This is a genomic window from Pseudoalteromonas sp. SG43-3, assembly GCF_014164385.1.
Classification (GTDB): domain Bacteria; phylum Pseudomonadota; class Gammaproteobacteria; order Enterobacterales; family Alteromonadaceae; genus Pseudoalteromonas; species Pseudoalteromonas distincta.
In genome coordinates this window covers 76,701-91,586 of sequence record NZ_JACJFC010000011.1, presented here as the reverse complement: position 1 = coordinate 91,586, position 14,886 = coordinate 76,701, and the positions used below count along the sequence as shown (strand labels likewise).

General features: G+C 36.9%; 9 protein-coding genes. 3 read left to right on the top strand and 6 right to left on the bottom strand.

Going from position 1 to position 14,886, the window contains the following annotated elements; all coding sequences use genetic code 11:
• Positions 1-392: 392 nt before the first annotated feature.
• Positions 393-3,443, top strand: a complete 3,051-nt coding sequence (locus H5157_RS12030; RefSeq protein WP_182724745.1) for an immune inhibitor A domain-containing protein — start codon at positions 393-395, stop codon at positions 3,441-3,443.
• A gap of 35 nt (positions 3,444-3,478) precedes the next feature.
• Here H5157_RS12030 and H5157_RS12025 read toward each other — a convergent pair whose 3' ends face one another.
• The 6 genes from H5157_RS12025 to H5157_RS12000 form a co-directional block, all read right to left on the bottom strand.
• A complete protein-coding gene (locus H5157_RS12025) occupies positions 3,479-4,486 on the bottom strand; it encodes an isocitrate dehydrogenase (RefSeq protein WP_039487666.1) in 1,008 nt (335 codons plus the stop codon).
• A 206-nt stretch (positions 4,487-4,692) separates the two neighbouring features.
• Entirely contained in the window at positions 4,693-6,381 is a 1,689-nt protein-coding gene (locus tag H5157_RS12020; protein ID WP_182724744.1) for a hypothetical protein, read from the bottom strand.
• Positions 6,382-6,392: 11 nt separating this feature from the next.
• The gene (locus tag H5157_RS12015; protein ID WP_024596929.1) at positions 6,393-6,776 is read right to left on the bottom strand and encodes a DUF3192 domain-containing protein; all 384 of its coding nucleotides are present in this window, start codon (positions 6,774-6,776) and stop codon (positions 6,393-6,395) included.
• A gap of 69 nt (positions 6,777-6,845) precedes the next feature.
• Complete coding sequence (gene xni, locus H5157_RS12010; RefSeq protein WP_024596930.1) at positions 6,846-7,619, bottom strand: flap endonuclease Xni; 774 nt, start codon at positions 7,617-7,619, stop codon at positions 6,846-6,848.
• A gap of 10 nt (positions 7,620-7,629) precedes the next feature.
• Positions 7,630-8,973, bottom strand: coding sequence for a nucleotide 5'-monophosphate nucleosidase PpnN (ppnN, locus tag H5157_RS12005; protein ID WP_182724743.1), 1,344 nt, complete (start codon positions 8,971-8,973; stop codon positions 7,630-7,632).
• A gap of 62 nt (positions 8,974-9,035) precedes the next feature.
• Positions 9,036-10,571, bottom strand: a complete 1,536-nt coding sequence (locus H5157_RS12000; protein WP_182712414.1) for a GGDEF domain-containing protein — start codon at positions 10,569-10,571, stop codon at positions 9,036-9,038.
• Positions 10,572-10,775: 204 nt separating this feature from the next.
• On the opposite strand from H5157_RS12000, the gene H5157_RS11995 reads away from it, so the two are divergent.
• Both H5157_RS11995 and H5157_RS11990 read left to right on the top strand, forming a co-directional pair.
• Complete coding sequence (locus H5157_RS11995) at positions 10,776-12,563, top strand: M61 family metallopeptidase (RefSeq protein WP_182694898.1); 1,788 nt, start codon at positions 10,776-10,778, stop codon at positions 12,561-12,563.
• 179 nt (positions 12,564-12,742) lie between these two features.
• Positions 12,743-14,833 carry a bifunctional diguanylate cyclase/phosphodiesterase gene (locus tag H5157_RS11990; protein WP_182724742.1) on the top strand — a complete coding sequence of 697 codons (2,091 nt, stop codon included), beginning with the start codon at positions 12,743-12,745 and terminating at the stop codon, positions 14,831-14,833.
• Positions 14,834-14,886 lie beyond the last annotated feature (53 nt).

The following is a 14,886-nucleotide window of genomic DNA, read 5'->3' as shown; positions in this document are numbered from 1 at the left end:
GCTTATAACTAAGACCAGTACGAGTACGACTAAAAGATTAATGTGTGTGTTCATAGTTTTTACTCTACTTAGCAAAACACTGCTTTTAAATTAAAGATTTTGTATAGGTTTATTTTTAAGGGTTTTAAGCCTTCATGTCAACCTTGAAAGCTGTTTTTTGCATTTTAAATTCGTTTTGTGGCTTTTTTTAATTTAAAGCTGCAGGAAACCTATGTTTAATTGAGTTTACTGGCAGAAATTATGCATTTTAGGTTGTAAGTTCGATTTTAGATATAAAAGAGTGTGAGAGACCATTAGCTTTAATTGCATATGTTAACTATATGTTTTTATCGCATGTTTAAATTTCTATTATTAGGTATGATTGCTACATAATTATGTTTGAGGAAAACACAGTGAAAAAAGTGACGTTAATTGCGCTTTTAACTACGCTATTAAGCCCTATGGTGGCGGCTAATAACTTAAGTCCGCATGATGTTGGTATAACTAACGAAGAGCGTATTTTATATTGGCTTAAAAAAAGAGACCAAATATCTTCAAGTGAGTTAGATAGTTCATTTAAGTCATATATGAGTAACAAAGACGTTGCAAATCACTCAATTAAAAATGGCTTTAGGCAATTTAAATCATCCTCCAACGTTTTTTCAAACACAAATAAACAACAGTTCGCTTTTTCAACGTCGCTAGTGCCAGATCAAAGCGTTAATGATGTGAAAGTGTTAGCTATTTTAATTGATTTTCCTGATCTTAAACATGACGACAATCAACTTGTAGAGCAAGACACCGATATGTTTTACGCTGATTATTCAACTGGGCACTATCAGCAAATGCTTTTTAATACTCAAGGTTATACAGGTCCTGATGGACAAAGCTTAAAAACGGCTGCTGATTATTATAAAGCGGCTTCGGGAAACAGCTTAAACTTTAGCGGGCAGGTATATGGCTGGGTAACCGCTAATAGCAATGCAAAAATATATGGTGAGCGCCAAGGCAGTACACGGGATATAAATGCGCCCGCTTTAATTAAAGAGGCTGTAGAGAAAGCAGTTGCAAAGTTTAATATTAATTTAGCGGATTATGATTTAACTGATTTAGATGATATTGATGGTGACGGTATCCTTAATGAACCTAATGGCATTATTGACCATGTAATGGTATTTCATTCAAGTATTGGCGAAGAAGCGGGTGGCGGTTACCTAAGCACCGATGCTATTTGGTCGCACCGCTACTATGTATTTGATGGAAATAGCGGGCCGAGCGAGATTGCAGGCAGCAACATTAAGCTCTTTGGTTATACCATTAACCCTATTGATGCTGGGATTGGTGTGGTTGTGCATGAGTTTGGGCATGATTTAGGATTATTAGATGAATACGACTTACAATCTAACACGGTAGGTGAGCCTGTCGCGTCTTGGTCAGTTATGTCGACAGGAAGTTGGGCTGGTTCGCCAAGAGGCTCAGAGCCAGTTATGTTTAGCCCTTATGCGCTTGAATATTTACAAAAGCGGTACCAGGGTAACTGGGTTAACCAGTTTACGCTTGATATGGATGAGATAGAGGCTAACTCACAGCAAACATTAATTAATACTGCGAGTACTTCACAACAGCAAAATCAAATAAAAATAACACTACCACCAAGGCTCGAAAAATTTAGGGCTCCAGTAGAAGGTGATTTTCAATACTATTCAAATACGGGCGACAATATTAGCAACAGCTTAGCTAATACAATAGCGCTACCAAGCACAACTGAGACACTTACTTTAAGCTTTATTGCTTATTACAGTATTGAGCGTGATTACGATTTAGTTCAAGTAAAAGTAAATGGCGAGCCAATCGCGAGTAATTATACGCAAGCGCTTAATCCATACTACGGTGATATTGGTCCGTATATCTCAGGTGATTCATTTCTTAATAGTGATGCTAAGCAACCTAACGGCTATTTGACCCATAAGTTTGATTTATCAGCTTATGCTGGGCAAACAATTGATTTAAAAATTGAATACATAACAGATGCGAACACACATTATTATGGTTTTGTTGTTGATGATATGCGCATTGAGCAAAGTGATACTTTAATTTGGCAAAATAATGCACAAGATCAAGTTAACACTGAGTTTAATGGCTTTGAAAAAGTAGGTAGTTACACATATGCATCGCCATCACATTACTATTTACAACTGCGTTCATACACAGGCGTTGACAGTAGTTTGCAAGCAGAGCAGTACTCACCGGGGTTATTATTGTGGTACAGCAATGAATCTCAAGCAGATAATAACACTACCGAGCATCCAGGCAGTGGTTTTGCATTAGTGGTAGATGCTGATCAGCGCTCGATAAATAAAGGCAGTACGCAAACTCCGGCTGCTTCAGAAATTCAAATACGTGATGCTGCTTTTAGCCTATATCAACAAAGGGCAGGGTTAGGTGATGATGATTTATCAGCTATCACCGGGTTTACTGATAAAACCGATTATAGCTTTGAAGCGCAAAAACCATCGGGTGTTGTGCTTCCACAGGTTGGTTTTGGGTTTAGTATTATAAGCCAGTCAGCAGACAGTGAAGATATAGAAGTAGAGCTTACTTACGATGTTACTAAGGGAATTAATTTTACTAAAAACGGTTTAACCGTTAATTTTAATGTAGAAGGCTTTGCACTTACTCCTGCGGACAAATTTACGTGGAGTTTTGACGATGGAAGCTCCAGCACAGAGTTAACGCCTACTCATGAATACCAAGACTATGGCACTTATAACGTTGAGTTTATGGCAGATAATGGTACTTCACAGCAAGTAGCTGTAGCACAAGTTACATTAGTTGAACCATTAACTGTAAGTGAAATTGAATATGAAATAAACCAAGGAACTTTAACAGCTGAGGCATCGCTTACAGGTGGAGTCGCACCGTATACTTATAATTGGCAGCTAGGAGATGGAAGTACTTTAGCGACTCAATCGCTTACGTATAATTATTTGTACTCTGGCGATTACCAAGTAACGCTTACAGTGACAGATGACGACGGCACTGAACAATCAAAAGCGATTGATGTAACTGCTAATGTTCCGCTTAGCATAAACGCAAACGCTACAGTTAGTGATTTAAGCGCACAATTTAATGCCCAAGTAACCGGCGGTTTTAATAGTTACACTTACAGTTGGGATTTTGGTGATGGCAGTGCGTTATCAAATTTACAAAACCCAAGGCATACTTATCAAGCTGACGGGACTTATAACGTAACGTTGAATGTTACTGATACTCAAACCAATGATACTTTTACTCAAGAGTTATCTGCTACTGTACAAAAACAACAAAGTAGTTCGGGTTCAAGTGGCGGATCACTGACGGGTTTATTAGGATTATTACTGTTAAGTTTATTTAGGTTTAATACTAACCTGCATAAATACACTAGGTTAGTAAACGCAGTTAGCAAACACAAAAAAGCCCGCTAAATTAGCGGGCTATTTAAATTAATAACAAATATTAATTATAAACGGTCAATTACTGATTGAGTGAAATCAGTTGTACCGTGGCTGCCACCTAAATCGCGAGTTGTACGGTCGCCTGATTTAATTACATCAGCAACAGCACTACGAATACGCTCTGCAGTATCGCCCATATTTAAATGCTCAAGCATTTGAATAGACGCTAAAATTACAGATGTTGGGTTAGCTAGGTTTTTGCCAGCAATATCTGGTGCACTACCGTGTACAGCTTCAAAAATTGCAGCGTCTTCACCAATGTTAGCACCTGGAGCCATACCTAAACCGCCAACTAAACCAGCACAAAGGTCAGATAAAATATCACCAAATAAGTTAGTCGTAACAATTACGTCAAACTCTTCAGGTGTCATTACTAGCTTCATACATGTTGCATCAACAATCATTTCATTTGATTCAATTTGTGGGTAACGCTCAGCTACTTCACGTGCTACTTTTAAAAACAAACCAGATGTTGATTTTAAAATGTTAGCTTTATGAACTGCAGTTACTTTTTTACGACCTTCGCGTACCGCTAGCTCGTATGCAAAAGTTACGATTTTTTCTGCGCCTTCACGCGTAATTATCGATTTTGCTTCTGCTTCATTACCGTCTTCACTTACTACTTGGCCAGCACCTGAGTACATACCTTGCGTGTTTTCACGAATAGTAATGATATCAATATCGTCGTAACGTGCTTTAGTACCAACAAATGATTTAACTGGACGTACGTTAGCGTATAAACCAAATTGCTTACGAAGTGTTACGTTAATAGATGTAAAACCTTCACCTACAGGCGTAGTTAATGGGCCTTTAAGAGTGATTTTGTTTTTAGCAATTGTATCAACTGTTTCTTGCGGTAATAACTCACCTGTTTTTTCAAGTGCAGCTAGGCCAGCATCAACAAATTCATAATCAAAGTCGCAACCTGCGGCTTTTAATATTTCAAGTGCTGAGTCGATAATGCTCGGACCGATGCCGTCGCCTTTGATCACTGTGATGGTTTGTTTGGCCATTGACTTTTCCTTTAAAGAGTTTGATTTGCACATAAATTATTACTCTGAGAGAGTAACCGCTTGTTAGAACATTTATGTGAACGTGCTTGAAAATTTAAGGGCGCATTTATACCAATTTATCACCCATTTTGCTAGTTTATACAAAAAATACTGGGTATACACGAAAGTTATAATGGGTATAAAGACATAAAATAGCTTCTAATAAACTAAATACTATTAAACAACTCAAGAGATTCTAATTGTTGATAAAAATCAGCTTGGTTATGCCACTTGAGTATTTTTAGCTGTTCATTTAACGTTTGCTGCTGCCACGGAGTTAGCGAAAGTTCTGGTTTAAACACATTTTGAGCAACAACCTTAAGTGTGATCCAAAGTTTATGGGCCTCAGTTAAGTGCTTTTTAGGTGTTTGCTCTGCTTCTAAGAGTGCTGCTGTCCATGGGTTATCACTCAATAAAAGAGTAAGCTGTTGTGTTAGTTGTTCGGTGTTAATTGCATTTACCCCAAAAAAGGAGCAGATAGGGGCACTCAATGTTTTATTTGGTGTGTCGTCAATCAGCGTTTTACGAGAAAGCTGTGTACCGCACTGCGTTAATAAAAAATGGGCGTAAGCGTATAAAGGTAAAGTGATGTGCTCAAACTGGTCGTGATCATTTTTACTAACCAATAAAGCCATTATTTTTACTAATCCATTTAATCTGTTAGTCACGTAGGCTTGCAATGGATGTGGGGTAACATTAACTAATTGTTCAAAAACAACCCGTTGAATTATTGCAGGTGCATTATAATAACCGACCATAGATAAACTATGTTTTAAGTCTTTTGCGGGCTGATGTTCTTTATTATATGGTTTTACTGCCTCGCATAAATTAGCAATTACGAGAGGGTGGGGCGCCATCAGCAGGCTTAATCCTTTATAGCTGTATTCGTGCTGTAACTTAATATTACTTATTAGCTCAAGTAAAGATTGTGCCTTATCAACCTCAAGCTCACTTTGTGGTTTTACATGTTCACTGTTAAATACTTTAAAGCTAATGGTTTTATCAGTGCAATGCCATTGTTTTGGATTATCGTTAAGCGTTGCTTTTACTCTGTACCAGGTTAATTTATTTGGATTTGCTGTACTAATTAAAACATGCCGTTGTTGTGCATCAGTTGCTAAATAAATCATGGTTTGCTCAGCGTATAAAACGCGGCTTCCCGGTAATAATGGCCCTAAATGCGCTATTAGTGATTTAATTAATTGCAGTGCGAACAAGTTAGGTGTGCGAATGTACAAATCGGTAAGTGCTTTATATAAGCTAATATGTTTATTAGCCGTGTTGCTCGTAATGTTCATGCTAATAATATTTGCTAGAGCAATCAGCGTTATGCCCCCATCGTAAAGCATTATTTTAGGAGCACTTACCAATGCTTGTTTATACTTATTTAATTTAGCTAGTAACTGCGTAACAGGTTTTGCTGAATCGCCACTAGCTAACATTACTTTTGCTGCTAACTGATGACGCATTTTCCAAATTTTTTTATCAGAATCTTGAAAAGGTGTTTGCTCGCAAAGCTTGTTTAATTGCGCTCCAACACATAAATGCTCAATGAGAGTAGTGACTATGTATAGCTCACTTAAGGCACTATTATAATTTTGAGACTTACACAGGGCAGCAGTTATGACGCTCTGACTAACAACTAAGTTGGTGGCATAAGAATAACTTGGGTTATAAAGCGTCAATCGGGATTGTAATGCGAATGGCTGTTTGCTGTAGAGCACTCTATATTGCTCAGCTAGCTTACTTGCCATTGGATATAGAGCTGTCCATTTTTGTTTATTGTTATAATAGCTTAAAAACAGCTGCGTATTATTAAGCAGCTGCTCTAAGGTAGTTGAAACAGCTTCATCCATTAAACCTTCACCTAATTTTGTTCTTGGTATTTATTGTATGCACTCGGGCCCCACAAAAACAGCTGACCATTTTTAAATAATAGGCCAGTACATTCATCCATAGTGGTAATACCGTCAGATGTTTTATGTTGTGTACGATAAAAAACTATCTGAAATACTTGTTCACCATCTCGTTTGGCATAAGTAAGATCGGGGCTGCCTAAGTAATCAAGAACACTATTTAGTGTTGTTGGCTGCTCAAGTGATAGTTTTTCGATGTAACGTTTATTGAAAGCCTCTCGGTCTTGCCAAATCATAGCTTGAGGATCGTCTTTATAAAAGGTAATCACCAATGCAGCTATCAGTGCATATAGCCCTAAACCTAAAATTAAATATCGGATAAATTTTTTCAATATGGCTTACTCTGACTCCGGTAACTAATATCAGTATACGTTTTGTAATGTTTAGAGGCTATTAACTTGCGACTAATTAAGTCTTAACTGCTTTAAACTAAAACCTAAATTTATATCGGTGCGTAAACTAACCAAGTGCTTTGAAATTACGTACATATCCATATTAGCGGCTAACTTTGCTTTAATACTCGGGCTTAGAGACTCATCTTCGGCTGCTTGTTCAATTGAGTTATAGTTATTAACTATTTGCTGCGCAGACTTAGTACCTATTCCTTTAACTCCCGGAATATCATTTGTTTTATCGCCCGCTAATGCCCAAAAATCAACGAGTTTATTTTGCTCAACACCAAAACGCTCTTTTATACTTGTCTCATCTAAATATAGCTTTTTAAAGTAATCGTAAACTGTAATGTAAGGGCCAATATAAGGTAAAAAGCCTTTATCAGTAGAAACAACAGTGCTCGTTATTTGATTATTTGATGCCTTAAAGGCAAGCGTTGCAATAATATCATCAGCTTCATCGTTAATAGGCTCAAATACTACAATACCTGTTTCTTCAATTGCGGCTTTAAAATGCAATAGAGCATCTTTTAATACTTGGGGCATTGGCGCGCGTGAATGTTTGTAGTCTTTATAAAAATGATAACGCCAGCTTTTGTCACCATCGAACACAGCAATGGCATGGGTTGCATTACTCGTATCTAAAAGCTTTTTACAGGCGTGGGCTACACGTGCACAGCACGTTTGTATCATTTGCTCGTCGCTATGATGTTTTTGATTCGCGTCAACGGCGTAAATGCGCCTAATTAAATTAAGCGCATCTATAAGAAGTAAATGGGGTTTCAAACTATAAAACTCATGCTTTTATTTTGTAACATGGAACATATTTACTACCAGGGAGCTTCATGCGACCTTGATGAACAAATGCCTGTAATAATTTATCCATATTTGTCATAAGGGCAGGTTCGCCACTTAAAATGTATGGACCGTTTTGTTTAATGGCTCTAACGCCTTCGTCTTTTACATTACCAGCAACAATACCAGAGAAAGCTCTACGCAAATTAGCCGCGAGTAGCTGTTTAGGCTGATTAAGGTGTAAATCTAAACTTGCCATATTTTCATGTGTTGGTGCAAAAGGTTGTTGAAAGTCGTTATCTATTTTTAATGTCCAGTTAAAGTAATAAGCATCACCTTCACTTTTACGGTAATCACGAACATTAGCCATCGATGACTTTAGTTTTTGACCGACTAATTCAGGATTATCAATAATTACTTCAAACTTATCCAACGCTTCCTTACCAAGTGTCATTTCAACGAACTCGCATAGCTCTTTAAAGTACGCCTCGCTTTGTTTGGGGCCAGTTAAAATAACAGGTAAACATTGTTTAGTATTATCTGGGTGCAACAATATGCCTAATAAATATAACAACTCTTCAGCAGTACCTGCGCCACCAGGAAAAATGATAATTGCGTGAGCTGTTCTAATAAAAGCTTCAAGGCGTTTTTCAATATCAGGTAAAATAACGAGTTCGTTTACAATAGGATTTGGTGGCTCGGCAGCAATAATGCTTGGCTCTGTTAAACCTAAGTAGCGATTATCGGTGTTACGTTGCTTTGCGTGGCCAATAGTTGCGCCTTTCATTGGGCCTTTCATGGCACCAGGACCACAACCGGTACAAATATTTAATCCACGTAAACCAAGTTCGTAACCTACTTGTTTTGTGTACTTATATTCAACCTCGTTTATTGAATGTCCGCCCCAGCAAACAACCATGTTAGGCTCGCTTTTAACACGCAGTGCACCTGCATTTCTGAGCATATCGAACACCATATGGGTTATGGCTTTTTGCTCTTTTAAATCTTTTTCGTATTTTTGACAAATAAACAAAATATCACGAATAACAGAAAATATATGTTCGTGAATACCGGTAATTATTTCGCCATCAACAAATGCGGTTTCGGGTGGGTTTTCAAGTTCAATTTTAATACCTCGTTCGCGGCTTACTAAACGAATATCAAAATCTTTGTATTTGTTGTATATATCGTTACTGTCGTCGGTATGACTACCTACATTGAGGACTGCAAGTACGCAGTTTCTAAATAATTTATAACGCTCACTAGCAGACGATTGCTCTAATAAATCAACTTCTAATTGCGACAGTAAATCTAAAACCCCAGTTGGGTTTAACTGTATTAACATAGACGTGCTCCTACTACTAAATCGTAAAACTACTTGTCATAAAAGTTATAATAGCTATGACATTATTTACTGGTACAAAGTCTATCTCGCCCTGAATTTTTGGCTTCGTAAAGTGCATCATCAGCTCTATCAAATGCCTTTAATAGGGTATCGCCTTTTTTAAATTGAGTTGCACCTACCGAAATAGTGATCTCAATTTGTTTTTCTCTAAATTTAAAAGGTATATTTTTAATTACCTTTCTTACTTTATCCAGGGGTAATGTTGCGTTTTCTAGCGACACACCTGGCATTAATAGTACAAATTCTTCACCGCCATAACGCGCTATAAAATCAGACTTTCTTACCGATTTTTGCAACGCTTTTGATATAACTTGTAAGGTAATATCACCTGCGGTGTGGCCAAATCTATCATTGATAGATTTAAAGTGGTCAACATCAATAACTGCAAGCGTAACATCTGATGGCTGCACATTAAACAAATGCATTTCGTGATTGTAACGTTCGTCAAATGCAGCCCGGTTAGGCAGTTTTGTAAGCCCATCTAGTAAGCTTTTAAAGCGCTGTTCGTTTAAGCGTTTTTTATACGTTGTTAACTTATCTTCTAAAGTAACAATTCGAGTATTTATTTCATTAAAGCTAGCGCTAAGCATTTCTCTGTCTTTTCGTTCTAACTTTTCTTTTGCTATAAAATCTTCGCTTATTGATTTTAATTCGTTATCTACGAGTTCTTTTAAAGATGAGATTGATGTAGCTTTTTGCGTTTGCTCATTAAGATTTTTTATTTTTAGTTCAATGCTTTTATTAAGTGAGTCAAACTCAACTTCCATAGACTCAGAGTGCTTGCTAGTTGAGACGATAGAGTTATGAAGATCTTCGAGGGTTTGATTTAATGAAACTAAAAAGCTTTGCGCGGATTTACGCTCTTTACTTATATTTTTTACCACTACATCAATAATACTAATTGCAACATCAAGTAATGTATCGATTGAGTCACTTTCTGTAATATTATTTTTTATATTATTAATTTGTAGCGTAGCTTCTTCTTCAAGTATAAGTTCATTTGCGAGCTCAAGTAGTTTTTTTGCACGCGCCTGTTTTACTGGGCGCTGCTGATCAACTTGAGGGTTTTGCTTGGTAAGCAACGCTTCATGATAAAAGCTAATAAGTTGATCAAGTAGCGGAATGTAACCATGAGTTGAATGAACGTTATTAATCTCGTGATCGAGTAAATTTCTTAGAGTCCTACGAGTATCGTCAGGTAAACCTTTGGTTTTTTGTAATTGTTTACCGGCACTTTGCACACTGTTGTATAAATTACGTTGCTGAGCTTGTTGAATCGATTCTTGGTTTTTAAGTAGGATTAAAGTTTCACTAATAAGGGGAGCAAGGTTTTCAAAACTCATGCCTTTATTAAGCGCACTTCTAAATTTGGCGAGGCGATTATCTAACTCGATATCTAGTCCTTTACAGCTCAACGATAGTTTAGCTGTAAAGTCACATAGAACATCTACTTGATGTTTACGAGCGCTCTCAACAGCCATACGCGCATCAATTGCTTGTTTTAGCTTTTTATCTGTTGCGTTAGATCTTTGTGACACCTAAGCATACCGCCATCAAATTAATTTCATTATCTTCAGTTTACAACAAATTTTTATTATGTGTAGTTATCTAGTAAAAAACTTAGAAATTTTAATAAGCTACTACTTATAAACTCGTATATAGGGTCATTTATCGTATTTAATTCACTTTTAAATAGGGGCTTGTTAGTCTTGTAAGCAATTAAGTTTCCACTAAGAGTCTCTATGAAAAAGTTATTAGCCCTTTCAATTTTAGCTGCATGTTCAGCGCCTGTATTTGCCGATGTAAATTATTCTTTAGAAATCTCGCAACCACAGCATCATTTAGGTGATGTAAGTGTTGAGTTTCCAAAAACAGCGCAAGCACACCTTGATATAAAACTTCCTGCGTGGCGCACGGGTCGCTACGAAATGTTAAATCTTGCAAATGGCATTCGCTACTTCAAAGCCAAAGATGAAGATGGCAAAGAACTAAAATGGGAAAAAATAGATCACAGTACATGGCGTGTACATCTTAATGAACCTACAGAAGTAAATGTTGACTACCAGGTGTATGCAAATGAGCTTGGTAAACGTGCTCGCCACATTGACGACAGCCATGCATTTATAGATGCGTCAGGCTTTTTTATGTTTAGTGAATCATTTCGCCAAGAGCCTGTAACCGTTAATTTAGACGTGCCTAAAAAGTGGCGTTCTGTATCGGGTATGAATAATTTAAAAGGCAAAAATTCATTTAAAGCAGCCGATTACGATGTACTTGTTGATTCACCAATCGAAACGGGTATTAACCAACTACACACATTTGAAGTAGAAGGGCGTGAATATGATTTAGTTATATGGGGCGATGGTAACTACGATGTAGAGCTAATGCTTACCGATCTTAAAAAATTAGTTGCCACGGGTAATGTAATTTGGGATGGCTATCCGTATGAGCGTTATGTATTTATGGTGCATGCAACATCAGGAGCAGGTGGTGCAACAGAGCATTTAAACTCAACAATTATTCAACGACCACGTGACCGATTTGGTAGCCGCGAAGATTACTTAGGTTTTATTAGCACCGCTGCGCATGAGTTTGTTCATACATGGAATGTTAAAGCATATCGCCCTCAAGGTTTAGTGCCATACGATTACACTAATATGAACTATTCAAAACTGCTGTGGATTGCAGAAGGTTCAACAAGTTACTTTGAAGATCATTTATTAGTGCGCTCAGGCATTCAAACAACAGATGAATTTTTTAAAGTAATGAGTAAAACCATTAACCGTCATTTGCAAACACCGGGCCGTGAAGTGCAAAGCGCAAGCGAAACAAGCTTTGATAAATGGATTAATCAAGGTGGCGATCATGCACGTAACTACAGCACCAATATTTATTCAGAAGGTTCGTTACTTTCACTTGCTTTAGATATCGACTTACTAGAAAAAAGCCAAGGTAAAATAAGCTACCGAGACGTACACAAAGCACTTTATAACAATCATAAAATGCCCGCTGGATTTACAGATACAGATGTACTTAATATCTTAAAAGATTTAACAGGACGTGATTATTCAAGCTGGTGGCAAGAAAATGTAGAGTCGCCTGCAAGTATTAACTTTGACGATTTACTTACTAAAGTAGGTTTAAAGTTTGAGCGTCCTGAAAAAGCAAAAGCACTTGCAAGTATTGATGCTACCGCCAAAAATACGGGTGAATTACTGACGTTAAGTTATGTACGCCGTGGTGGCAGTGCGTGGAAAGCGGGTTTAACTACCGATGATAAAATTGTCGCTATAAACAAACATCACGTAGGTAAAGATTTAAAAACCAGCCTAGAAACGTTTAAGGCAGGCGACAAAGTAACCGTTGACTATCTTCGTCGCGATGCTCTTGAAAGCTTAACATTAGTATTATCAGAAGATTTTGATAAGCCTAAAAAAGTAGTTGCTGATAAAGAGGCAACGCCACAGCAAAAAGCGCTTTTCAAAGCATGGATTGGCGTGGAACATCCAAATGATGTGACAAAAAAATAAATTTAGTTTTTATAGCGTTTAAATACAGTTAACAATTATTAAAAAAGAGCTTCGGCTCTTTTTTTTGTTTTGTATAATGGCGTATATAATGTACATGGAAATTTAATATTAAAATTAAATTTAATTATTATTTGGTATTTTTATTACTAAATAAAATTACTTATGGATATAGCCTCAAAATGAAATTAGACGACGTTGCTTCAGACTTAACCAACCAATTTGTAATTAACGACTATTTGCATCAGTTATTTGATGCGGTAAATGTAATTTCTGTTCAAGGTTATGACAATGAGCGTCGTGTTATTTATTGGAATGAAGGCAGTGAGCGACTTTACGGATACACAAAAGAAGAAGCCATAGGGCAAAAAATAGAAGACCTTATAATTCCAGAATCAATGTGTGAATTTGTAATTGACGCACACAGTGATTGGGTAGAAAAAGACATAGAAATTCCAGCATCCGAAATTACCCTAAAAGGTAAAGATGGCGAAAGTGTATCTGTTTTTTCTAGCCATGTTATGCTTACAAATCAATATAATACAAAACAAATGTATTGCATTGATATTGACTTATCTGAGGTTAAAAAGGCACAAGCAGATGCATCATTTAATGAGGATATGCTAAAAACTATTTTTGAGGCAATTCCTGACTTATTTGTCTTGATGGAAAATGATGGAACTATTATTGAGTATCATGCCAGTAATGAAACAGATCTCTATACCAAGCCCAAGCAATTTATTGGTAAAAAAATGGGAGATGTACTCCCGCGCGCTGTAGCCAAAAAATTTGAAACCTATATCAGCCTTGTATTAGAAAAAGAGCAGGTGATGAGCTTTAAATACGAGCTAGCTTTGCCCCATGGGCTCGTTTTTTTTGAAGCAAGAATAAATAAAATAACAGAACATAACCAGTTAATGGTTATTATTCGAGATATTACAGAACAGCATAAATCAGATGAACTAATTAGACATCAAGCGTATTACGATAGTCTAACTTTACTCCCAAATCGTTTTTTAGCACTTGATCGTTTGTCGCAATTACTTATTGAAGCACAAAGAAATAACGAAAAAGCTGCGGTACTGTTTTTGGACTTAGATAATTTTAAAAAAATAAATGATTCGTTAGGCCATGAAACAGGAGACAAACTTTTAATTGAATCAGCGCAAAGGCTGCAAGAGGCACTGCGAAAAGACGACACGGTAGGGCGCCTAGGTGGAGATGAGTTTATCGTATTGTTACGCGGTATAACTGATCACCATGCAGCGCTAAAAATTACTGAAAAACTGGTCAATAACTTTAGAGCCCCTTTTAAAATTGAGGGCCGGGAACATATACTAACAGCGAGTATTGGTGTAGCCATATACCCAGAAAATGGTACAACTGTTGCTGATTTATTACGAAATGCTGACACTGCAATGTATCAAGCAAAATCATATGGTCGTAATACTTATTCATTTTTTACTAAAAAAATGAACGTAATTATTCAGCGCCGACTAGTAATAGAAGAGCAGATGCGTGGCGCCCTTGAGCGTAATGAATTCGAGTTATTCTACCAGCCCCAATTAGACGCCAAAAATAAACACATCATTGGTGCAGAAGCGTTATTACGCTGGCATAACCCTGTGCTAGGTAATGTAACACCCGATGAGTTTATACCTATTGCCGAAAATACAGGATTAATTGTACCTATTGGCAAGTTTGTAATTAGCCAAGCATTACACTTTTTAAACACATGGCAAAGTACCTGTAAACGCCAACAAAAATATACAATGGCTGTTAACTTATCTCCTCGCCAATTTAGAGACGTAGGGCTGCTCAGTTTTATTCAAAACTCATTGAGTGAAGCAAACGTAAATCCCGAAAATTTAGAGCTTGAAATAACTGAGGGAGTGCTGATGAGTTGCCACACTAATGTTGTTGATATACTGACTGAAATAACAGCATTAGGCATTAACTTATCAATGGATGACTTTGGTACAGGTTATTCATCATTAAGTTATTTGAGAGAATACCCTTTTAATGTACTCAAAATAGATAGAAGTTTTATTGACGGTATTGTACTAAACAATGAAGATTGTAATCTCGTAAAGGCAATTATTGCCATGTCGCACAGTTTAGGGCTGACAGTGGTAGCCGAAGGCGTAGAAACAAAAGAGCAGCTTACTTTATTGAACGAATTAGGCTGTGATTTTATGCAAGGTTTTTACTTTAGTAAACCCATACCAGCAAAACAGTTTCTTGATTTTTCGATGAATTTTGATAAAAAGTAAGATTAAACACTCGATTGTAACAATTCATTGCACGGCTATTGACCTCATTAGCT

What these genes read in the sequence shown, in the direction of transcription:
- H5157_RS12025 (WP_039487666.1), bottom strand. Translation starts at nt 4,486, where the DNA reads ATGGCCAAACAAACCATCACAGTGATCAAAGGCGACGGCATCGGTCCG.
- H5157_RS12020 (WP_182724744.1), bottom strand. Translation starts at nt 6,381, where the DNA reads ATGGATGAAGCTGTTTCAACTACCTTAGAGCAGCTGCTTAATAATACG.
- ppnN (WP_182724743.1), bottom strand. Translation starts at nt 8,973, where the DNA reads ATGTTAATACAGTTAAACCCAACTGGGGTTTTAGATTTACTGTCGCAA.
- H5157_RS11995 (WP_182694898.1), top strand. Translation starts at nt 10,776, where the DNA reads ATGAAAAAGTTATTAGCCCTTTCAATTTTAGCTGCATGTTCAGCGCCT.
- H5157_RS11990 (WP_182724742.1), top strand. Translation starts at nt 12,743, where the DNA reads ATGAAATTAGACGACGTTGCTTCAGACTTAACCAACCAATTTGTAATT.